17 protein-coding genes are annotated in these 21,092 nt (G+C 61.0%); 7 read left to right on the forward strand and 10 right to left on the reverse strand.

The window, feature by feature from the left end; translation table 11 throughout:
- Positions 1 to 16: 16 nt before the first annotated feature.
- The 4 genes from BACI9J_RS04045 to BACI9J_RS04060 form a co-directional block, all read right to left on the reverse strand.
- A complete protein-coding gene (locus tag BACI9J_RS04045) occupies positions 17 to 874 on the reverse strand; it encodes a carbohydrate ABC transporter permease (RefSeq protein WP_159733279.1) in 858 nt (285 codons plus the stop codon).
- A gap of 7 nt (positions 875 to 881) precedes the next feature.
- A complete protein-coding gene (locus BACI9J_RS04050; protein WP_159733280.1) occupies positions 882 to 1,871 on the reverse strand; it encodes a carbohydrate ABC transporter permease in 990 nt (329 codons plus the stop codon).
- 11 nt (positions 1,872 to 1,882) lie between these two features.
- The gene (locus BACI9J_RS04055) at positions 1,883 to 3,118 is read right to left on the reverse strand and encodes a sugar ABC transporter substrate-binding protein (protein ID WP_159733281.1); all 1,236 of its coding nucleotides are present in this window, start codon (positions 3,116 to 3,118) and stop codon (positions 1,883 to 1,885) included.
- A gap of 100 nt (positions 3,119 to 3,218) precedes the next feature.
- Complete coding sequence (locus BACI9J_RS04060) at positions 3,219 to 4,241, reverse strand: LacI family DNA-binding transcriptional regulator (protein ID WP_159733282.1); 1,023 nt, start codon at positions 4,239 to 4,241, stop codon at positions 3,219 to 3,221.
- A 255-nt stretch (positions 4,242 to 4,496) separates the two neighbouring features.
- Between BACI9J_RS04060 and BACI9J_RS04065 the strand changes: the two genes are divergently transcribed.
- The 5 genes from BACI9J_RS04065 to paaZ all read left to right on the forward strand — a co-directional run bounded on the left by BACI9J_RS04065 (position 4,497) and on the right by paaZ (position 12,958).
- Complete coding sequence (locus BACI9J_RS04065) at positions 4,497 to 5,231, forward strand: tyrosine-protein phosphatase (RefSeq protein ID WP_159733283.1); 735 nt, start codon at positions 4,497 to 4,499, stop codon at positions 5,229 to 5,231.
- A gap of 26 nt (positions 5,232 to 5,257) precedes the next feature.
- Positions 5,258 to 6,241, forward strand: coding sequence for a glycosyltransferase family 2 protein (locus BACI9J_RS04070; protein ID WP_159733284.1), 984 nt, complete (start codon positions 5,258 to 5,260; stop codon positions 6,239 to 6,241).
- 133 nt (positions 6,242 to 6,374) lie between these two features.
- Positions 6,375 to 8,561, forward strand: coding sequence for an S-layer homology domain-containing protein (locus BACI9J_RS04075; protein ID WP_236558827.1), 2,187 nt, complete (start codon positions 6,375 to 6,377; stop codon positions 8,559 to 8,561).
- A 167-nt stretch (positions 8,562 to 8,728) separates the two neighbouring features.
- Positions 8,729 to 10,642 carry a carboxypeptidase regulatory-like domain-containing protein gene (locus BACI9J_RS04080; RefSeq protein ID WP_159733286.1) on the forward strand — a complete coding sequence of 638 codons (1,914 nt, stop codon included), beginning with the start codon at positions 8,729 to 8,731 and terminating at the stop codon, positions 10,640 to 10,642.
- Between the two features lie 216 nt (positions 10,643 to 10,858).
- Positions 10,859 to 12,958, forward strand: a complete 2,100-nt coding sequence (gene paaZ, locus BACI9J_RS04085) for a phenylacetic acid degradation bifunctional protein PaaZ (RefSeq protein WP_159733287.1) — start codon at positions 10,859 to 10,861, stop codon at positions 12,956 to 12,958.
- Between the two features lie 144 nt (positions 12,959 to 13,102).
- Here paaZ and BACI9J_RS04090 read toward each other — a convergent pair whose 3' ends face one another.
- The 3 genes from BACI9J_RS04090 to BACI9J_RS04100 are packed head-to-tail and all read right to left on the reverse strand — an operon-like array spanning position 13,103 to position 15,575.
- Positions 13,103 to 13,705: a TetR/AcrR family transcriptional regulator gene (locus BACI9J_RS04090; protein WP_014922600.1), complete on the reverse strand. Its 603-nt coding sequence runs from the start codon at positions 13,703 to 13,705 to the stop codon at positions 13,103 to 13,105.
- A gap of 30 nt (positions 13,706 to 13,735) precedes the next feature.
- Positions 13,736 to 15,085: a phenylacetate--CoA ligase PaaK gene (gene paaK / locus BACI9J_RS04095; protein ID WP_159733288.1), complete on the reverse strand. Its 1,350-nt coding sequence runs from the start codon at positions 15,083 to 15,085 to the stop codon at positions 13,736 to 13,738.
- 7 nt (positions 15,086 to 15,092) lie between these two features.
- Positions 15,093 to 15,575: a hotdog fold thioesterase gene (locus tag BACI9J_RS04100; protein WP_159733289.1), complete on the reverse strand. Its 483-nt coding sequence runs from the start codon at positions 15,573 to 15,575 to the stop codon at positions 15,093 to 15,095.
- A 108-nt stretch (positions 15,576 to 15,683) separates the two neighbouring features.
- On the opposite strand from BACI9J_RS04100, the gene BACI9J_RS04105 reads away from it, so the two are divergent.
- Positions 15,684 to 16,262: a GNAT family N-acetyltransferase gene (locus tag BACI9J_RS04105; RefSeq protein WP_159733290.1), complete on the forward strand. Its 579-nt coding sequence runs from the start codon at positions 15,684 to 15,686 to the stop codon at positions 16,260 to 16,262.
- Here the strand turns inward: BACI9J_RS04105 and BACI9J_RS04110 are convergent.
- A complete protein-coding gene (locus tag BACI9J_RS04110) occupies positions 16,255 to 17,808 on the reverse strand; it encodes a putative bifunctional diguanylate cyclase/phosphodiesterase (RefSeq protein WP_159733291.1) in 1,554 nt (517 codons plus the stop codon). The genes BACI9J_RS04105 and BACI9J_RS04110 overlap by 8 nt on opposite strands.
- Positions 17,809 to 17,810: 2 nt before the next feature.
- Complete coding sequence (locus BACI9J_RS04115; RefSeq protein WP_159733292.1) at positions 17,811 to 18,863, reverse strand: hypothetical protein; 1,053 nt, start codon at positions 18,861 to 18,863, stop codon at positions 17,811 to 17,813.
- A gap of 107 nt (positions 18,864 to 18,970) precedes the next feature.
- On the opposite strand from BACI9J_RS04115, the gene BACI9J_RS04120 reads away from it, so the two are divergent.
- Entirely contained in the window at positions 18,971 to 19,141 is a 171-nt protein-coding gene (locus BACI9J_RS04120) for a hypothetical protein (RefSeq protein ID WP_017199100.1), read from the forward strand.
- Positions 19,142 to 19,289: 148 nt separating this feature from the next.
- Here the strand turns inward: BACI9J_RS04120 and BACI9J_RS04125 are convergent, their stop codons facing one another.
- On the reverse strand, positions 19,290 to 20,933 hold the full coding sequence (locus BACI9J_RS04125; protein WP_159733293.1) for an ATP-binding protein: 1,644 nt from the start codon (positions 20,931 to 20,933) through the stop codon (positions 19,290 to 19,292).
- Positions 20,934 to 21,092: the final 159 nt, after the last annotated feature.

A 21,092-nucleotide genomic window follows, 5' to 3' on the forward strand; every position in this document is an offset into this window, starting at 1 on the left:
AAGGTATGGGAGCGGTCTACTTGACCGCACCGCCGGTAGTCCCGGCGGCGATGTATTTTTGGGCCGCGACCAGCAGGACGATTGCCGGGATGGAGGCCAGGACCGCCGTCGCCATGACCGAACTCCAGTCATTCACGTAGGCGCCGATGTACTGGAAGATGCCCAAGGTGACGGGCCGGACGGCCTCGGTAGTGGTGAGGGTCAGGGCGAAGAGGAAGTCACTCCATGCGAACAGGAACGTGAAAAGCCCCGCGGTAATCAGGGAATTCCTGCTCAGCGGAAGCACAATGGACCAGAACGCCCGGACGTGGCCTGCTCCGTCCACCCGTGCGGCCTCGATCACCGAGGCCGGCATGCCGTTCATGAAGGCCCTGATGATGAGGATTGCGAACGGGATGCCGTGGGCCGAGTCGGCCAGGATCAAGCCCGGGATGGAGTTGAGCAGGCCGAGATCGTTGTAAGCGGTGTACAAGGCGTTGGCCACCACAATCCCCGGGATCATCTGGCTGATGAGGATTGCGAACAGGACCACTCCTGCGCCGCGGACCTTGAAGTAGGCCAGCGCGTAGGCCGCAGGGGCTGCGATAGCCAGGCTCAGCGCCACGCTTCCCAGAGAGATGATAAGGCTGCTCCCCAAGTTGCCGGCTTGCTCGTTGATGGCAGTGGCGTAGCCGGTGAAGTCGGGCTTTACCGGGAACCACGAGGTTTCCAAGGTGGTGCCGTTGGGTTGCAGGGAGGCGTTGACCATCCAATAGACCGGGAACAGCATGATGGCCAGAAAGAAGATGGCCAGTGCCGTGTAGCCCCAGTTCTTGCGTCCCGTCGCCTGTGGGCGGATGCCTTGGCGCGGGCGTGCTTTCAGTGCGGTTGTCATGGTGTCCTCACTCGTCCACTGCACGTCGGCTGGCCCGCAGGTACAGCACTGCGAAGACCAGGGAGATGACCACCAGTACGTTGCCCAGTGCCGCACCTTCACCGAACTTGAATTCGTGGAAGGACAGGTTGTAGGACTGCGTGGCAATGGTTTGGGTGGAGTTGGCCGGCCCGCCGTTGGTCAGGCCCAAGATGATGTCCAGCACCTTGAGCGTGTACACCACGCCGAGCACCAGGACCACGCTCACCACCGGCCGCAGCATGGGCCAGGTGATATGCCGGAAAGCCTTCCAGCCGGTGGCGCCGTCCAGCGATCCGGCCTCATACAGTTCGTCCGGGATTTCCTGCAATCCGCCATAGAGGATTGTCAGGTTGAACGGGATGCCGATCCAGATGTTCACGCCCACCACGGCAATGAGCGCCAATGACGTGCTGGTGAGCCACGGGATGCCGGTATCGATGATGCCGAGGTCTCCCAGGAAACGGTTCAGCGCGCCACTGTCCTTATCCAGGATCCAGCGCCACACGGCACTGGAAACGATCAAGGGGAGCAGCCACGGAAGCAGGAGCAGGGACCGCAGGATGCCGTTGAGCGGGAACTTGCGCTGGAAGAAGATGGCAAGCGCAAGCCCGATCACGAACTGCCCGATGATGGAGCCGATGGTGAACAAAACAGTGTTCAGCAGTGAGGTCGAGAACAACGACGACTGCAATACAGTCACGTAGTTTGTGAACCCTACCCATGGGGCTTCTCCGGTGAAGAAAGTGGAGGTGGTGTATTCCTGGAAACTCATCACCACGTTCTTGACTACCGGATAGCCGAAGAACAGTGTCATGTAGACCACGGCGGGAACCAGGAACAGCCACTGGAAGAGGCGCTCGCGGCGTTGACGGGGGCGGCGCCTTGGTGAGGGCTTTTCTGCACCGGGGCCGTGAGCCTTCACGACTCCGCCGGCGGCCCGCCCCTCTGAATGAGGTAGATCAGTTGCTAATGACATGACGGGGGTGCCTACTGACCCTGGGCTTGCTTGAGCGCGTCAGCGGGTGAGGCGTTGCCCGTCAGCGAAGTCTGGATTGCGGTGTAGATTTTGGTGGCTTGGGCGGGCCATTCCTCGCCGAGCTGGCCGGTACGTGCACGGGCTGTTTTGATCAGCTCGGTGAATGTGGCGAGCTTGGGGTTGTCGCTGGCGAACTTGTCCGAGAGCGTGGTCTTGGAGGGGATGGTGTTGCGGGCCGTGGCCATGGCCAGCTGGTTCTCGTCGCTGTTCATGCAGGCAACCATCTCCGCTGCCTTTGCCTGCCGGGCCTTGTTGCCGGTCTGCGGGACAGTCCATACCTCGCCGCCGAGCGGAGCCACGGACGTCTGACCCGCTTCACGCACGGGAATCTTCACAACGCCGTACTGAAGCGTGGGTTGCTTGTCCAAGGCCGGGATCTGCCAGGGCCCGTTGACCATCATGGCTGCCTTGCCGGCCAGGAACTGGTCCTTGACGTCAGCCTGCGTCCAGTTGAGGGCGGATGATGATACTGAACCGCTCTTCACTAAATCCGTCCAGAGCTGCAGTGCCTGCTCGGTCTGTTTGGTGTTGATGTTCTTCTCATCACCGCCGTTGGACCACATAACGGGAAGGAACTGCCAGGTGCCCTCGTAGGTGGGGTTGGCGTTGAAGGCGAGTCCGTACTGGTCTCCCGCGGTGAGCTTCGCGGAAGCCGCCTTGAGTTCGTCCCACGTAGTAGGGGGAGTGACGCCGGCAGCAGCCAAGATGTCCTTGTTGTAGAACAGCGCGATGGTGTTCACTGTGGGTGCCAACCCGTAGACCTTGTCCTTATAGGTGCCGGCGCTGAGCACGCCTTCAGCGAAGTTCTCCGTGCTGACCTTGAAATCGGACAGGGGAGCCAGGGCGCCCGTGGCTGCGATTTGCTGAAGGTCAGGGTTGTCCAACATGAGAACGTCCGGGAGTGTCTTGGAGGAGGACTGTTGAAGGACTTTGGAAATGAGGGATTTTCCAGGAACAGTTTCCCGTTTGACGGTCACGCCCAGCTGGGTGCCGCACTTGGTGAGCGCATCGCCAATGAAGGACTTGTCCGGCTCGTTGTTGTAGTAGTCCATCACGGAGAGCTCGGTGACAGCCTCGGAGGATGACGCGGCTGTGGAGGAACCGCAGCCGGAGAGGGCTAACGGCAGGCCCACCAGGGCGGCCACGGCCAGAGCGAGCGGACGGGATGTCTTTTGTGCTGACTTCATTGTCTGTTCCTTTTTCTGGGGATCGATTTATCGATGCGTATCGACGATGCGTATCGATGAGTTCGGAAACGAAGGTAGAGCAGGTGACTACAGGAGGGTCTTAGCTGCCGTTAGGTGGACGGAGCGTGCTTGAACGGTGCGTAATGACCGTGGGTACCAGTTCCAGGGATTCGTGTGGTCCGTGGTTCTCGGCTTCGAGGAGGTCGCAGATGATCTTGACCGCCCGGCGGGAAACTTCTGCCGGGCGGAGGTCGATGGTGGAGAGCGGAATCGGCTGGAGTTCAGCCAGCGTGGGGGAGGCGCTGCCAATGACGGAGACGTCCACGCCCGGTGTCAGGCCCCGGCTGGTGAGCACCCGGCGGAGAACGTCCTGGACGGTCCCGTCCGGTGCGATGAAAGCAGGAACGCCGGTAGTTTCAGCTAAAGCCTTGTCCACCGAGGCGGCTATGACGTCGCGATCGGTGCCGCCCGGAAGGTGGAGCACCGCCACACCGGCATCGCGGGCGGCCTTGCTGGTGCCGGAAGTGAAGCGTTCAACGTAGTTCACGTGGCGCTCCACTACTTCAGGCTGCCAGCCGATCACGGAGATCACAGTGTGCCCGGCAGCGGCGAGGTCTTGGACGCATTGTTCCCCGGCCATCTCGAAATCAGCATCGATGCAGACCAAACCGGAGGGGTCGTGCGGGATTCCAATCAGCACCACAGGGACGTTGAGGCTTCGGACCACGGGAAGGCGTTCATCGTCCCCTTCTACCTGCATGAGGATCAGGCCATCACAAATCTGCTGGCCCACCACGCGCTTCAGTCCGGGCGCACCTTCGTCCTCGGTGACCAGGAGGATGTCGTGATCATAGAGCCGGGCGGTGTTGGCGATCACGGAGACGAACTCCATGATCGAGGCCATGTGTAGCTCCGGTATGAAAGGGATAACCAAGCCGATAACCCGCGTCTTGCGGCTGGCCAGCGCCCGGGCTCCGGCGTTGGGCTGGTAGGTCAACTGCTGTATGGCGTCTTCAACCTTTTTGCGGGTCTTCTCGGAGATCGGCCGCTTGCCACTCAGTACGTAGGAAACTGTGCTTTGAGCTACTCCGGCGGCCTGGGCTACGTCTTTGCTGGTGGGCATCCACTGACCTCCTTGTGCTCTCTCCTGAACAGTTTCCCTGGATTGTCGATACGTATCGTCGATGCGCATCGAGAAAAAGTATGACATGGGTCACTCGCCCTCCGCAAGACCCTCTTTCACGTCCCGCGTGCTTCAGGCGAACCTTCTCTCACTTCCCGCGTGCTTCAGGCGAACCCTCTTTCACGTCCCGCGTGCTTCAGGCGAACCCTCTTTCACGTCCCGCCCAAAAGGCACCAATGTGATTAGCTGACACTTATGGACGGGACTTCTTCAGCTCACCAAGGCGTCCACTGGGACGGCGCCGTCAACGCGTGGCGTATAGCCGGTGACGTTTACCGTATGGGCCGCCACGAATGGGTTACCGAATCCGGCTGGCAGCAGATGTACGACGACGGCGTCCGCACCGTGATCGATCTCCGCGCCTCGCGCGAGCGGCGGCAACGCGACACCGATCCTCAGGTGCCGGACGAAGTGAAGGCGCGTATCGCCGTCGTGCATTGCCCAACGGAAGATCCGGACCATAGGGACTTCAGCGAGCTTTTTGGCCCGTACCTCAAGGACCCCGCCCAGTATGCGGATTACCTTGAGCTGTTCGCTGACAAGATCGCTGCGGTCTTCAAAGCCATAGCGGCGTCCCCGGGCAAAGTGGTGGTGCACTGCTCTGCGGGCAGGGACCGCAGTGGCGTGATTGCGGTGATGCTGCAGCGATTGGCGGGCGCCGGCGATGAGGAGATCGTGCGCGGTTACGAGCTCGCGGCGCGCGGGATTAATGAGCGGCATCGAACCCACGGGGCGCCGCACGCTCACGATCCCTACCTGTCCGACGCCGATCTTGAGGCGATGCTCACCCAGCGGCGGAACAGTCTGCGGGCGTTCCTTTCCTCGCTCGACGCGGCCGGGTTCCTCACAGCGAACGGCGTCGCAGCGCCGGAGTTGGCTGCCGTCCGGACAAAGCTTGGAGTAGTCAGCGCTGCTAATATGCAGAGTTGACTGAACACCGAAATGGATGGACCCGTATGACTTCCGGCGCCCGCGTCACCATTGTGACCCGAACCAAGAACCGTCCGATTTTCCTGGCACGGGCTTTGGACGACATCTTTGCCCAGACGTTCCAGGACTTCGAACTGGTGATAGTCAACGACGGCGGGAACCCGGCCGACGTCGACCACCTCACCGCCCAGCGGTCGGAAGCCGAGCGATCCCGCATCACCACTCTTCACCATGCTGAGTCAGCCGGCATGGAAGGTGCATCGAATGCCGGCCTCAAGGCAGGTTCCGGCGAGTTCGTGGTCATTCACGACGACGACGACTTCTGGTCCCCTGAGTTCCTGGCACGCACAGTGGCCTACCTTGACGACCCCGCGCACGCTGCCGAAAGCGGTGTCATGGTGCGGACGGAAATTGTCATCGAACAGCTCGTGGAGGACAGGATCGAGCCCATCCGCCGTGAGATCTTCTGGGCAGACATGCGGCAGATAACGCTGGCAGACATGCTGAAGATCAACCGCGCGGTCCCCATCTCTTTCCTGTACCGACGCAATCTTCACGACCATGTGGGCTACTACAACGAGAACCTTCCGGTGGTGGGGGACTGGGAATTCCACCTCCGCGTCCTGAGTCATTCGCGCGTAGGATTCCTCGACGGCGAACCTCTCGCTTTCTGGTCGCAGCGTCCGGAATCCGCTGGGCACCACAGCAACAGCATCTTCGCGAAGGTAGCGGAGCACGCCCAGTACGACGCATTGGTCCGCGACGATTATCTCCGCGACCAAGCCGCCCAAGGTGGACTTGGCACCATGCTTTACCTGACCCGGGTGCTTTCGGAGCAGGAGGACCTCATCGTTGCGCAGCAGCGACGCTTGGACGAGTCCGCGGCCAAACTTGACCATATTCTGGAGCGCCTCGAGGCGTTGAACCAGACTGTGGTGGTCCGGACCAGCGTGGGGGAGTTCCTGAAGAAGCCCATGCTTTTGGTGCGGAAGCTGCTGAGGCGCGGCTAGCGGGCCGGCGGTGCCCACGCCGCCGGTGCTTCATGTGAGCCTCGACTATCGACTGTGCTGTGCCTGAGGCCCTATGATCTCGGGAGGGCTGCTGATTAAGCGGCCCTTTCGTTCGCATAAATATGGGGGACCCATGAGGGGTTATTCTCGCGGCCGTTTTCGGATCGCACTCACACTTTTAGCAGCACTCATTTTGGGTACATTCCCCGTCGGGCTCGCATCCCCGGCTTCAGCCGCGCCCGCGGGGAGCATTTCCGGAACTGTCGCGGTGCCCGCGGGGGTGATTGTTACTTCGGTCTACATTTATGCCGAAGGCGGCCCGACCTCTGCGAGCGCCCGGCCGAATGCCAGCGGCCAGTTTACTGTCTCAGGACTCGGAGCAGGCGAATATCGGCTGCGCTTCGTGAATTTTGCCTACGATCATCTGGTCATTAACTCCTACTACGGTAGTTTCAAATTTGATGATGCGACAAGGATCGCGGTGGCACAGGGTGCGGCGGTCACGGGAATCAATCACACTATGACCCCAGGTGGCAGAATCAAGGGAAGAGTGGTCATGCCGGCAGGTACCAATGCCGGAAATGTCTTTGTACATGCCAAGGTTCACAACGACTATCAAGCAGACAGCGATTGGTCATATCCCTCCGACGGCGAGGGTAACTTCGAGCTTGGTCCGCTGGCCCCGGGTGAATATGTTGTCTCATTTACGCAAGCTTTTGGCTCCGAACCTTTTATTGAGACGCACTATCCGGGAGTCCCCAACGGAGACTTGGCGACAAGGGTAAAGGTTGTTGATGGGCAAACAACTACCGGCATAAATCAGGTCTTGAGGAAGTCCGCATTGATTTCAGGGACCTTATCGAGCCCTGCACCGTTCGGCGGCACCGTTTTCGCAAAGCCGATCGGTGACCTTGGGAAGATGGCAGGATACGCGGCCGTCAAAGGTGGGTCTTACACCATCGGAGGGCTTGAAGCGGGGACCTACAAACTTGAATTCCGTTCCGAGGAGGCCACTTTTGCGTCCATGTGGCACGGCGGGGTTGCCGGACCGGCTGCATCACCATCCGTAACTGTTGGAAATGCGCAGCATCTCAGTGGACTGTCGGATACAGCCGTAAAAGGGGCAACGATCAGGGGCTTCACGGCAGGCGACGTCAACTATCAAAGTGTGGACGTGGTCAACCTTGACGGAACGCTCGCAAACTACGTCAACACACTCAGATTGCTCGAGCCCGAGGAATACGCGGTCAGTGGGCTGTTTCCCGGGACTTACAAGGTCCAATTCAATCGCTATACCCATGACAGCTACCGCACCGCTCAGGAAGGGCAGTATCACAATGCCGTGCCCGAAGGTGCCGGCCTGGGAAGTGCCGCCGCAATTACTGTTGCTCCGGGCCAAACCGTCTCGAATATTAACCAAGTAAGACGCGTCGGAGGAACCCTGACAGGCAAACTTCTAGGTGCCAATGGCACCCCTTTGAAGGATGCGGCAGTTCGGGTTTATAGCAAGGATGGGCTCTTGGTCGTCCGTCGCGGGACAACGGCAGCTGATGGAGCGTTTAAGGTGACCGGGCTCAGCACGGGGCTCTATTTCGTGTCGGCTGCACCTGCAGGTGAGCCCGGTCCCATCTACTCCGGCAATGTTCTCACAGAGGTCAATGCCCGGTCCGTTTCCGCGTTCTCAGGGCAAAACACCGACGTCGGAACATTGAGCTACGCCACCGCTTCGCAGGGCGTCCAAGGCTTTGATGACGTCCCGATCGGCGCACAGTTTGAGAATGAAATGCAGTGGTTGGCTGACAAACAGATATCCACCGGCTGGGAATCCAACGGGGCGAGGATTTATAAGCCGCTAACTCCTGTCAACCGTGATGCCATGGCTGCGTTTATGTACCGGTTATCGGGCAAACCCGACTTCACGGCACCCAACGTTTCCCCTTTCAAAGACCTGCCGGCGACGGCTCAGTTCTACAAAGAGATCACGTGGCTTGCCGACAAGGGGATTTCTACCGGCTGGCAAGAGGCTGACAAGACCAGGACCTATCGGCCGTTGCAGCCTGTGAACCGCGATGCGATGGCGGCTTTTATGTACCGCCTGGCTGGTGAGCCCGAGTTCACTGCGCCTGCAGAGTCACCTTTTGCCGACGTTCCTGTTGACGCCGAGTTCTACAAGGAGATCACGTGGCTTGCAGCTCAGGGGATCTCTACGGGGTGGACCGAGGCTGATGGGTCCAAGACGTATCGGCCCTTGCAGGCGGTGAATCGGGACGCGATGGCGGCGTTCATGTTCCGCTACAGTGCAAAGTTCGGCTCCAGCTAGCCTGACCGATCACCCGGAAGGGGTTGGGTCCGTTCGATGGGAACCAACCCCTTCCGGGTAGGGACCAGACTAAAAATGACCGCGTTTCGAATAATTAGCTTTCTCCATTAGGATCGCGAGGGGCCGCCACTTGCGGCCCCTTCGTTCGCATGAAACATGGGGGACCCATGAGAGGTTATTCTCGCGGCCGTTTGCGGCTCGCTCTCACTCTATTAGCAGCACTCATCTTGGGTGCCTTGCCTGCCGGGATCGCATCCCCGGCGTTTGCCGCAGCTACGGGCAGCATTTCCGGGACAGTCACCGTGCCCGCGGGCGTGGACGCGACACAAATTACTGTTTTCGCCGGCCCAGAAGTTGGAAGCTACCAAACGGCTGACGTGGCCTCGGATGGAACGTTTACGGTTAGCGGACTTCCCGTAGGCAACGTCTGGGTACGTTTCTCGTACCGCTTCGGGCCGTCGCCGGTGGTTGATGCCTACTATTCAACCTCCCAGGATGGTTCAAAAACGCTCGTCAACGTTTCGGCGGGCGGCACCACCACGGGCATCAATCAGACGCTGAAGCCAGCTGCTATGGTCTCTGGCAAGATCTCGGTGCCAGCAGGTACGCCCGCTTTCACCGGGCAAGTCAGCCTTGAGGCGGGCCCCGACTACACCAAGAATGCATTCGTGGGTTCGGCGTGGATCAATGCCGGTAACTTGGGGAACTTCACCATCGGCGGTTTGGAGGCCGGAACCTACAAGCTTCGCTTCGCGTCATTCAGCGATAAGTGGGCCACCATGTGGCACGGCGGTGTGGCCGTTGCCGGCGCTTCTCAGTCCATAACCGTTGCAGCCGGGGAGCAGCTTTCCGGCGTTCAGGATTCCGCTGTCGCGGCGGCAACCATTTCCGGATCTGTCGCAGGCGCACCCGCCCCAGGCCCCACCATGAGTGGTCCGGGCATGAGCATCACTGCCATTGCGCAGGACGGCACCGTTGTGGCGTCCACGGTCATGGAAACTTCGCAGACCACTTACACGCTGAAGAACCTGCTGCCGGGCACGTATAAGGTTCAGTTCAACCGGACCAAGGGATTCATCTCCAATTACGAGGCTCAGCTGTACAAGGACCTCCCTGAGTCCGGGGGCGCGGGTAACGCAACGCCGGTGACGGTAGCCGCCGGACAGGCCCTGAACACCGTCAACGCAACCGTTCGCCAGGGCGGAACGTTGACTGGGAAGGTTCTGGGGCCCACTGGAGCACCGCTGAGCGGCGTGCGGGTCAACGTTTACACCAAGGATGAGTCACTGGTTACTCGTTTCTCCTTCACCGCAGCGGACGGGACCTTCAAGGTCACCGGCCTGACCACGGGACTCTACTTCGTGTCGGCTGAACCCGAAGGTACTGCGCCGATCTTCTCCGGCAATGTCCTTGCGGAGGCCAACGCCCGGTCCGTTTCCTCTTTTGTAGGCCAGAACACGGACCTCAGCACGCTGAGCTACGCTACTGCAACTCAGGGAACCCGGGGTTTTGATGATGTTCCGCTTGGCTCTCAGTTCCAGAATGAGATCCTCTGGTTGGCCAATAAGGGTATATCCACGGGTTGGGAAGCCAATGGGTCCAGGACTTACCAGCCGCTGACTCCGGTGAACCGTGACGCCATGGCTGCCTTCATGTACAGGTTGTCGGGTGAGCCTGAGTTCACGCCGCCCGCCGTGTCACCGTTCGCAGACCTCCCCACGGACGCCAAGTTCTACAAGGAGATCACCTGGCTTGCAGACAAGGGCATTTCCACCGGTTGGGAAGAGGCTGACAAGTCCAGGACCTACCGGCCGCTGCAGCCTGTGAACCGCGATGCCATGGCTGCGTTCATGTACCGATTGGCTGAGCAGCCCGAGTTCGCGGCACCGGTACCTTCGCCGTTCATTGATGTTCCCGTCGGCGCTCAGTTCTACAAAGAGATCACCTGGCTCGCAGCTCAGGGCATCTCCACCGGTTGGTCTGAATCGGGCGGCAAGTCCTTCAAGCCATTGCAACCCGTGAACCGCGATGCAATGGCAGCATTCATGTTCCGCTACAACGCCAAGTTCGGCGCCGTTTAGCCGAACAGCTGGTCCAAAACTGGGCAAACGAAGGGCCGGTCTCCCGTTACGGAGGCCGGCCCTTCGCCGTGTCCGGACCGGGCACGAAAAATTCCTGCTGTACTCCACCGGGCATTCCTGTACCCTGTATATATTACCGAACGGCCGGTCAGTAATGTTGGCTCCAGTCAACAGGGACCGTGCCGATTTCACGTGCCTTGGAAGGACCCATCGACGATGACCACTACCGCAGTCGCCCCGGAAACCACAGCCGTTGCAACCGTGCCCAGCTATATCCAGGATGCCTGGTGGACGCCCGCGCCGGACGCCAAGAAAGTCCCGGTCCGTGACGCAAGCACCGGAGAAGTCCTGGCCAACGTCAGCACCGACGGACTGGACCTTGCCGCCGTCGTAAATTACGGCCGCACCACCGGCCAAACGGAACTTGGGAAGCTGACGTTCCACCAGCGCGCGCTCAAACTCAAAGAACTGGCCATGTACCTCAACGGCCGCCGCGAAGAGCTCTACGAATCCTCCTCGCAGAGCGGCGCCACCAAGATCGACAACATGATCGACATCGACGGCGGCATTGGCGTGCTCTTCACGTTCGGCTCGAAGGGGCGACGCGAACTGCCCAACTCGCAGGTTGTTGTGGATGGTCACATGGAGACGCTGTCCAAGGACGGATCGTTCGTGGCCGAGCACATTTACACGCGCATTCCCGGTGTCGCGGTTCAGATCAACGCGTTCAACTTCCCGGTCTGGGGCATGCTGGAGAAGTTCGCCCCCGCGTTCCTCGCCGGTGTCCCCACCATCGTGAAGCCGGCGACGCCCACGGGTTACGTTGCCGCCGCGGCCGTGAAGGCAATCGTTGAGTCAGGCATTCTTCCCGCAGGCTCGCTTCAGCTGATTTCCGGTTCCGCCCGGACAATTCTGGATGAGCTCGATTACCGCGACCTCGTGTCCTTCACGGGCTCGGCATCCACTGCCAACTCGCTGAAAGGCCACAAAAACGTGGTTCAGGGCGGAGTCCGTTTCACGTCCGAAACCGACTCCCTCAACGCGGCAATTCTCGGACCCGATGCCGTCCCCGGCACGCCGGAATTCGACGCTTTCATCAAGTCAGTGGTCACCGAGATGACGGTCAAGGCCGGCCAGAAGTGCACCGCCATCCGCCGCATCATCGTCCCGCAGTCGCTCACCTCCGACGTTGCGTCTGCCATCGGTGCACGCATCAATGAGCGCGTGGTGGTTGGGGATCCCCGCGCCGAGGGCGTCACCATGGGCGCCCTGGCGTCTCTGGAACAGCTCGCGGACGTCCGCGCTGCCGTTCAATCAATGCTCGACGCCGGTGGCGAGCTTGCGTACGGGTCTCTGGATTCGCCGTCGGTCACCTCCGTTGGCGGCGCCGTGGGCGTGGTGGAAGACGGCGCGTTCATGTCCCCGGTCCTCTTGAGCTGGGCTGACGCGGAGACAGAGGAAGTGCACTCGCTGGAGGCATTCGGGCCAGTTTCCTCGGTGATCGGATACTCGGATCTTCCTGACGCCATTCGCTTGGCCGCCCGCGGCTCCGGCTCCTTGGTGGCCTCGGTCTGCACCAACGATGCCGCTGTTGCGCAGGAGCTTGTGCTGGGTATCGCAGCCCACCACGGACGCATCCACATGCTCAACCGTGAAGATGCCCGCTCATCAACAGGTCACGGATCCCCGGTGCCGCACCTGGTCCACGGCGGGCCGGGACGTGCTGGTGGTGGCGAGGAACTGGGCGGCATCCGCTCGGTGATGCACCACATGCAGCGCACAGCCATCCAGGGTTCACCCAACATGCTGACAGCCGTTACGGGCCTGTGGCACACCGGCGCGGACCGGAACTTCACCGTGGAGACGGAAGGCGAGCACCCCTTCCGCAAGCACCTGTCCACGCTGCGAATCGGCGATGCAGTGCGTTCGGATCTCCGTGAGGTCAAACTGGAGGACATCACCGCTTTCGCGAACTCCACCGGCGATACCTTCTACGCGCACACCAACCAGGAAGCTGCCGAAGCCAACCCGTTCTTCCCGGGCATCGTGGCTCATGGGTACTTGCTCTTAAGCTGGGCCGCCGGGCTCTTTGTGGAGCCCGCACCGGGCCCCGTCCTGGCCAACTATGGCTTGGAGAACCTGCGCTTCATCACCCCTGTTGCAGCGGGCGATTCCATTCGGGTAACGCTGACAGCCAAGAAGATCACGCCTCGTGAGACCGATGAGTACGGGGAGGTGGCCTGGGACGCCGTCCTGACCAACCAGAACGATGAAATCGTGGCCACCTACGACGTCCTCACCCTCGTGGAGAAGTAACCCTCTTTCACGTCCCTCGGGTTTGGGCTTGTCCCTCGCTCACTACGACGAAACGCCTTTCCACAGCATGTGGGAAGGCGTTTCGTCTTTTCCATGGGGATGTGAGCGATCGTTCCGCTCGAGCACGCGGGATGTGAGCGAGGGTCAGGCGGCCGTGTGCAGCCCGTCGAAGGCCATGGTGATAACGTCGTCGGCGAGCTTCTCCGGGGACAGCGAGCCGCCGGGCTTGTACCACTCCACAATCGAGTTGATGGTGCCGAACAACAGGCGTGTGACGGTGCGGGGATCGATGTCCTGGCGCAGGGAACCGTCTTCCCGGGCAGCGGCAATGAGCTCCGCCACCTTGTGGTCGAAGGCACGCCGACGTTCCAGCGCGTCGCGCTCAATCTCCGTGTTGCCGCGCAAGCGCAGGAGGAGGGTCACGAACGGCAGCCTGTCCACCAGCACGGCAATGGTTTGCCGAAGCACGAACTCAAGCCGGGCGTCGGCGGGCCCGGACGTGGCGGAAGGTTCTTCCAGGATGGCTTCAAGGCCACCCAAAGCGTGGTCCAGGGCGAGCTTCAGCAGATCGCCCTTGGACGGCACGTGGTGATAGATGGCTGACTTGGAGATCCCGAGGTTCTCGGCCAGGATGCCCATGGACGTTGCGTCGTACCCGTGGCGGTTGAAGACGTCGACGGCGATGCGGAGCACGGACTGCTGGTCGTAACCGGGCCGTCCGCGCTTGGTGGTGGTCTCAGTAGGCATGCTGGCATTTTCTCACGATCTCAAGCAAGCTCAGCCCTTGGGCCGCATGTCGTAGATGCGGCGAAGCTTGCCGTTGGACCGCTCCAGGGAACCGGGCTCCACTACGTCAACTACGCAAGATGACCCGACGTGGATCTTGATCTGCTCACGCAAGGTGTGTGCCGCCGTCGTGCCTGCCTCGGTGGGGACGTTCTCACGGCGTTCGATCTTCACGGTCAGTGAATCCATGCGCTTGCCCTCGGGGCGGGTGATTTCCAGCTGGAAGTGCGGGCTCAGCTCGGGGATGCGCAGGGCGATTTCCTCGATCTGGGACGGGAACAGGTTCACGCCGCGAAGGATGATCATGTCGTCGCTGCGGCCGGTGATGCGGCCCATGCGCCGGTGTGCGGGGCGGGCGGTGCCCGGGAGCAGGCGTGTGAGGTCCTTGGTGCGGTAGCGGATGATCGGCAGTGCTTCCTTGGTCAGGGAAGTGAAGACCAGTTCGCCGGGCTCGCCATCTCCGAGAACACGCGAGTGGTCAAAAGGATCGATGATTTCGGGGCGGAAGTGATCCTCCCAAATGTGGCAGCCGTCCTGCGTTTCAACAGCTTCGCCGGCAACGCCGGGGCCCATGACTTCGGAGAGCCCGTAGATGTCCGAGGCCTTGATGTTCATGGTGGTTTCGAGTTCGTGGCGCATTTCTTCGGTCCACGGTTCGGCGCCCAGGACGGCGTATTTGAGCGACGTCGATCGGGGGTCGATGCCCTGGTGCTGCATGGCGTCGGCGATGGTGAGCAGGTAGGTGGGTGTGGCCAGGATGGCGTCAGGCTTGAAGTCCTGGATGAGCTGGATCTGGCGTTCGGTTTGGCCGCCGGAGATGGGGATGACGGTGCAGCCGAGTGCTTCAGCGCCCGCGTGCGCACCAAGTCCGCCGGTGAACAGGCCGTAGCCGTAGGCGTTGTGGACCTTCATGCCGGGGCGGACGCCGGAGGCACGGAAGGATCGCGCCACAAGGGTTGCCCAGTTGGCGAGGTCGTTCTTGGTGTACCCCACCACAGTGGGGCGGCCGGTGGTGCCGGAACTGGCGTGGATGCGCGCCACCTGATCCTGGGGGACGGCGAACATGCCGAACGGGTACTCCAGGCGGAGGTCTTCCTTGGTGGTGTAGGGGAACTTGCCGAGGTCGCTCAACTCGCGGAGGTCCGAGGGGTGTACGCCGGCTTCATCAAACTTCCGCTTGTACAGCGGCACTCGATCATAGGCGTAGGCCACCGTGTGCTGGAGGCGCGTGAGTTGGAGGGCCTCGAGTTCGTCACGGGAGATTGTTTCTTCACGGTCCAGCACGGGGTCAGTTGCCTTGGAGGAGGAAGCTGCGGGTGCGGCCACGGTGTTCTGGGACATGGGGTTCCTACTTCTTGGAGATGGTGCGGCTGCGGCCACGGAACTCGGCAATGAGTTCCCCGCTTGCGGGATCGGAAACTGCGGGATCGGTGGGGTTGGAGTCTGCGTCGGGCGAGGCCGCGTAGATCTGGATGTCGTAGAGGCCGCTTCGCCCGGTGCTCGCGCGCCGGTTTGCGACGGCGGTGACCACTTGGCCTTGGAACGCGGGCTTAATGAAGTTGATGTCGACGCCGGACGCCACCGTGATGTTGGCGGCTTGCTCGGGCGTGGGGCTGGCCGGGTTGCAGGCCAGCGCGAATGCTGTGTCACCGAAGGCGAAGATCATTCCGCCATGGGCCATACCAAATCCGTTGAGCATCTCTTGGCGGAGGTGCATGCGGATGGTGGCGTGGCCGTCGTCGAGCTTGAGGACCTCAATGCCCATCCATTCAGACGCGTAGTCGTTCGTCAGGATGTGGTGCGAAGCACCGGAGAGGGTTGTTTCAACCATGCGTCATTGCCTCCAGCTTTATTTACCGAATGTTCATTAGGTAATCCCAGATCGCGCCACGTGTCAAGACTGGACCACGATTCGCCCACAGCTAGTAGCCTCGGAAGCATGCCCGAAATTGAGCTCCCCATCATCACCGACCGACTCATTCTGCGCCGCTTCGAAGCCGAGGACCTTGAACGGTTCCACGGATACCAGTCACTTCCGGAAACTGCCCGGTTCCTTTTCCGGAACGAGCTGAGCAGAACCAGGTCCATGGAAGTCCTTGGCCGCTACGCCAACTTCGAGTTCAACCAGGAAGGCGATTGGATCTGCCTGGCCATTGAGCGCAAGGACCACCCCGGTCTCATGGGCGAGGTAGTACTGAAGTGGTTGGAGGGGACGGGCCAAGCTGAGCTTGGCTGGATTCTCCACCCTGAGGCGCGCGGCCATGGCTTTGCCACCGAAGCAGCTGAGGCTGTGATGAAGCTTGCCTTCGAGAAACTGGCCTTCCATCGCATTGACGCCAAGCTGGATGCGCTTAACGCCGGTTCTGCAGGCATCTGCAAGCGCCTGGGCATGCGGCTGGAAGCAACCTTGGTGGATAACTGGCACTACAAGGGCCAGTGGGCTACCGAGAACATTTACGCGATGTTGGACTCGGAGTGGCGCAAGCGTCATCACCCATGGACGCGGACCATTAAGTGACGGGCCAGGTCCTGTGGTGTTTCAGCTGTTCGGTCAGCTGCGGCTCAGGCAGCGGCCGGCTGAAGTAGTACCCCTGTCCGCTGGTGCAACCGATGCTCAGCAGGTAGTCGGCTTGCTCCACGCTTTCAATGCCTTCCCACACGGCGGCCAATCCACAGGCGCGGATCAATTGCAGGACGGCGGCCAGGAGGGCCGGCTGGGCGGGGTCGCTGCCCAGGGCCGAAAGCAGGGTCCGGTCAACTTTGACCGTGTCCACGGGCAATTGGCGCAAGTAGCTGATGGAGGAGTAGCCGGTTCCGAAATCGTCAATTTCCAACCCGACTCCAAGGCGCCGGAGGCTGTTGAGCGTGTAACGGTCAAGGTCGTTGCCTTGGATGACGGCGCTTTCTGTCAGCTCCAAGACCAGGAGCGATGGATCCAGTCCGGCTGAAGCCAGGGCCTCGCGTACGTCTTCAATGAATTCCAACCGCTGCAGGTCCGCCGCGGAAACATTGATGCGCATGCTGAAGTTGTGGCCCGCCGTCTCCGGGTCGCTTCGCCATTGTTTCAACTGCTCGACGGCGGTGCGAAGCACCCAGCCGCCCAGATCGGAAATCATGCCCGTTTCCTCTGCGATGGGGATGAACTCGTCCGGCATGATGATCCCTCGGGTGGGGTGGTTCCACCGGACCAAGGCTTCCACGCCTTCAATTTCGCGGGTATCAAGCCTGATGATGGGTTGGTAGTAGAGCACCAGCTGGGAACCGGTAATCGCCTCTTTGAGTTCCCCCACCATCTGATTCCGCATTTGCCGGGCCAGCAGCATGTCAGGTTCGAACATCTTGAGCTTGCCGCGTCCATCCGCCTTGGACTCGTACATGGCAATGTCCGCTTCCATCATGAGCTCTTCGGCCCGTTGGCCGGGATCGGCCATGCGAAGGCCCATGCTGACCCCGCAACGGAGATGTTGGCCTTCAATTTCCATCACTCCCACCACGGCGGCGAGGATCCGGCTGCCTATGGCGCTGGCCTCCGCCGGTGACACCCCCGGAAGCAGGACTGCGAACTCGTCACCGCCCATGCGGGCCACCATGTCCTGTTCGCGCACCGCGCTGCTGATACGTGTGGCCACTGTTTCCAGGACTTTGTCACCGATGGTGTGCCCCAGCGAATCATTGATCGCTTTGAATCCGTCCATATCCAGCAGGAGGATGGCCGGCCGCTTGTTGCCTTGGCCGCCGTTCGCTTGAGCCTCGCTCAGAGCGGTGGCGAAAGCGGAGCGGTTGCTCAGGCCCGTCAGGGGATCAGTCATGGCCATGTGCCGCATGGCCAAGTGCGCCTCATTGAGCTGTTGCGTACGGGCTTGGACTCTCTGTTCAAGCTCTTCGTAGACAATCTGCAGATCTTCGGCCAAGAGGTTGGTGCCCATGATCACCGCATCAATCTCATCGCGGGCTTCAGAGACGGGGATCCTCGTGTTCAGGTCGCCTGCGGCCAACCTGACAATGCCTTCCAGGAGCAGCCCCAAGCGGGGGTCGTTCGTGGAATACGGTTCTGCGTCAGGCATGCTCACTCCCCGTGGGACCCGCCCCGGCGCCGGACGCTCTGCCGAAGATGTTCGCGGACGGCCGCGCTGCGCTCCGGCAAGGCCGCCAGCTCAAAGAGTTTTGCTGCTTCTTCGAAAGCAACAAGGCTTTCATCAATTCGTTGGGATGCCAGCAAAGTCCGCCCCAGGAGGAAATGCGCTTCGGCACCCGTTTGAGTTGCCAGAATGGAGGAGCGGCCGCATAGCGGTTCGAGGATGGCCAATGCTTCCTGCATATCACCAGCGAGGTAATTCCAATGGGCGCGGACCAAGGACATTTCCAAATGATCCCGCTCGGATCCGCCCACAATGTCCGTTGCCAGCTCCGCCCGCTCAATGCAGCGAAGCGTCGCAGCGTCAGCGAGTTTCGCCTGTAGGCGCATTTCGGCCGAGGCGCGGTTGAAGCGCGCCCACAAATCAACGTCCTTTGACGGTGAAAGCCTTTCTGCGGCCAGATCGTGATACCGGCCCCCGTCGGCTACCCGGTCCGCCAGGAAAGCCACGTTGCCGATCACCCAGTAACCCTTGCCCGCAGTGTCCTCGTCAACGTCATCGGTAATCAAAGTTTCCAGAACAAGGCATTCCCGCCATGCGTCATCCAGCAGCCGGCTCTCGGCCAAGGCGGCGATCAAGGCGCGCTGGGCCAGGACTTGCACGTAAAGGAGGTCCGGGTCCGTGGCGGCGAGTTTTGCGGCGTCGGCTGCCATGGTTGCCGCTTCGGCAAGCCGGCCGAGGCCTTGGAGTCCAATGGCCACCATTGTTCCCGCCTTGGCCCCCAGTTCAGGCGAGGAAGCAGTAAGACTGTGGTCGTTCAGGGCTGAGGCCAACGCCAGGAATTTCTCAATCTTTCCCTGATCACGGAGGCATTCCGCCTGCAGGTAACGCATGTTCCACCAGGCGGGTTCATCGCCGGCGTCGCGGGCCAGCCCGGCAGCTTCTGCAGCCAGCACGAAGGACTCGTCAAAGTCCCGCGCCTTCCATTTGGCGCGTGCATTGAGTCCGGCAACAAGGTGGGGGGCCAGGTGGGGACTTTGCATATGCCCATTATCCATGTCATTACGGAAGAAAAGCTCGTATAGTTTGCCCCGTGACTTTATTCAAGTCACAGTCAACAAATTCGCATCAGTACGAAAGGGCATAGCGGATGAAAAAATTTGCGGCAACCCTGCTCATGGCGGCGGTTCTGGCAGTAACCGGATTCGCTGCCCCGGCCAACGCCGAGCCTACGCAGGACAGCACGGCAATTGGCTGGTGGCCTAACAGCACCACCACAGGTAAGACGAACACCACCAGCATCGGTTGGTGGCCGAACTAAACATTGGGGGAGCGCCTCTCAAGGCCTCATGAGCTAAATTGATGCCCCGGGCTGCTGCCCGGGGCATCAGTTTTATTTCGTAGCATGTCGAGCATTAGTGACCACAGATCATATCTCTGTTGCCCTGCTGTGACACGGATGTCACAGCCTATGGCCCGCCCACCGGCAACTCCACTGACACCGTGGTTCCGGACCCCAGAGTGGAGTCGAAGACCATCCGCCCCATGTGACGGCTGATGATGTCGTTGGCGATCGCCAGTCCCAATCCGCTGCCGGGCACCGCCGCTGACGTGGCGTTGGATGCGCGGTAGAACCGGGTCAGGATGTGGGGGAGATCGTGCTCCGGGATGCCAAGGCCATTGTCGGCAATCCGGACGAGGGCTGCGGGGCCGCCGTCCTGGGATGCTGACATGGCGCTGGTGATGCCAACGCGGCCGCCCTCGGGCGTGAACTTGATGGCGTTGGCCACGATGTTGGTGAACACCTGTTCGAGCTTGGCTTCGTCTGCCGTGACTTCAATGTCCTCGGTGGCCTCCGTGAAGGACACGGAAACATGGCGGGACTCGGCCAGTGGCCGGAGCGTTGCCACCACCACTTGGAGGAGTTTGTCTATGTCAACCGGTTTGAGGTCCAGGTTGCTGCCGTCCTGCATGGAGACGGTAAGCATGTCCTCGATGAGCCTGCGAAGACGGTCCGAGTTCCGGGCAATGACTTCGAGCATCTTCCTGATACCGTCCGGAACGGGCCCCCCGGAACCATCCTGGATCATGTCCAGGTAGGCGGTGATGGAAGTAAGCGGGGTCCGTAGTTCATGGTTCACGGTGGCCAGGAAGTCTGTCTTGGCCTTATCCAGTTGCCTCAACTGGTGCAGTACCCGCTGTTGGGCGCTGATGAGGTGGCCTTGGATCAGCCCGTGGGCAACGTTCCCGGCAACGTGCTGCATCAAGGCGATCTCAGGTCGGGTCCAGTCGTGCCGTTCCTGCACGGTGGACAAGAGAATGATTCCCATGGCGGAGCCGCCTTCGCCAACGGGGAGCAGCACAGTGGATACAGGGTTGAGCTCGCCGGACCAGTCCCGCAGAGCACGGGCGATCTTTGAGTCGGGGTCTTCCCGGTGGTCCGTCACGGCGAGGACGTCTGCGTCGGCCCACAGCCTGTTGGCTGTCTCCGTGATGACGTTTTCGCTTTCGCCAAGCTTGGCGGGCAGCAACGGAAGGCCCGGACGGTTCCATTGCGCGCGGATACTGGGGACCCGTTCGTCGCGGAAGGTAGCAAACCACACGTGGTCCACTCCCAAGGCCTCGCCGAATCCTCTAACCACGTGCTCGGCAATCAGTTGCGGATCATTGGTCTGCCTGATCGCTGCAGAGACGTTGCGCAGGCTTTCCCGCAGGGCTTCGATTTCTCCACGGGAGCGTGCGCGTTCCCGTGCACGTCCAATGAGGGTTTCAACCCGGTGGACCAGTTCGCCGGGACGTACCGGACTGATGACGTAGTCCGCTATCCGCCACGACTCCACTTCTTCAAGGTCCACCGACTCCTGCTCGTCAAGGAGCAGCAGAACAGGAACTCCGGGACTCCGCAGCCCATGAGCGAGGGAATTCTCCGCAATTACCACTGAGGGACGTTGTTCCTGCAGCTGCAAGGCCATGGAAGCTGTGTCTGTGGCAGGGAAAACCAGGAAGCCCGCGGCATCAAGCGCTGAGGTTGTGGCTGCCAAACGGTCATGGTCCGGGTCCGCCACCACAGCCGAACGCGAGGCATGCTGTTCTCTGGCAACGGTCTCGCCCACTGAGCCCCTTCCGTTCCAACATTTGTCCTCGGTAATTCAGGATTTGGCAACACACTATCAGCGGCATAGCGGCCAGTGGCCGCCCAAGGGGAAATGGGCTTTTTGAGTCGTGGGACACACCTTTACTTTGGCTCCCTGATTAGACAGCCTAGAGGGAGT

This window comes from Arthrobacter sp. 9V (assembly GCF_902506065.1).
Taxonomy (GTDB): domain Bacteria; phylum Actinomycetota; class Actinomycetes; order Actinomycetales; family Micrococcaceae; genus Arthrobacter.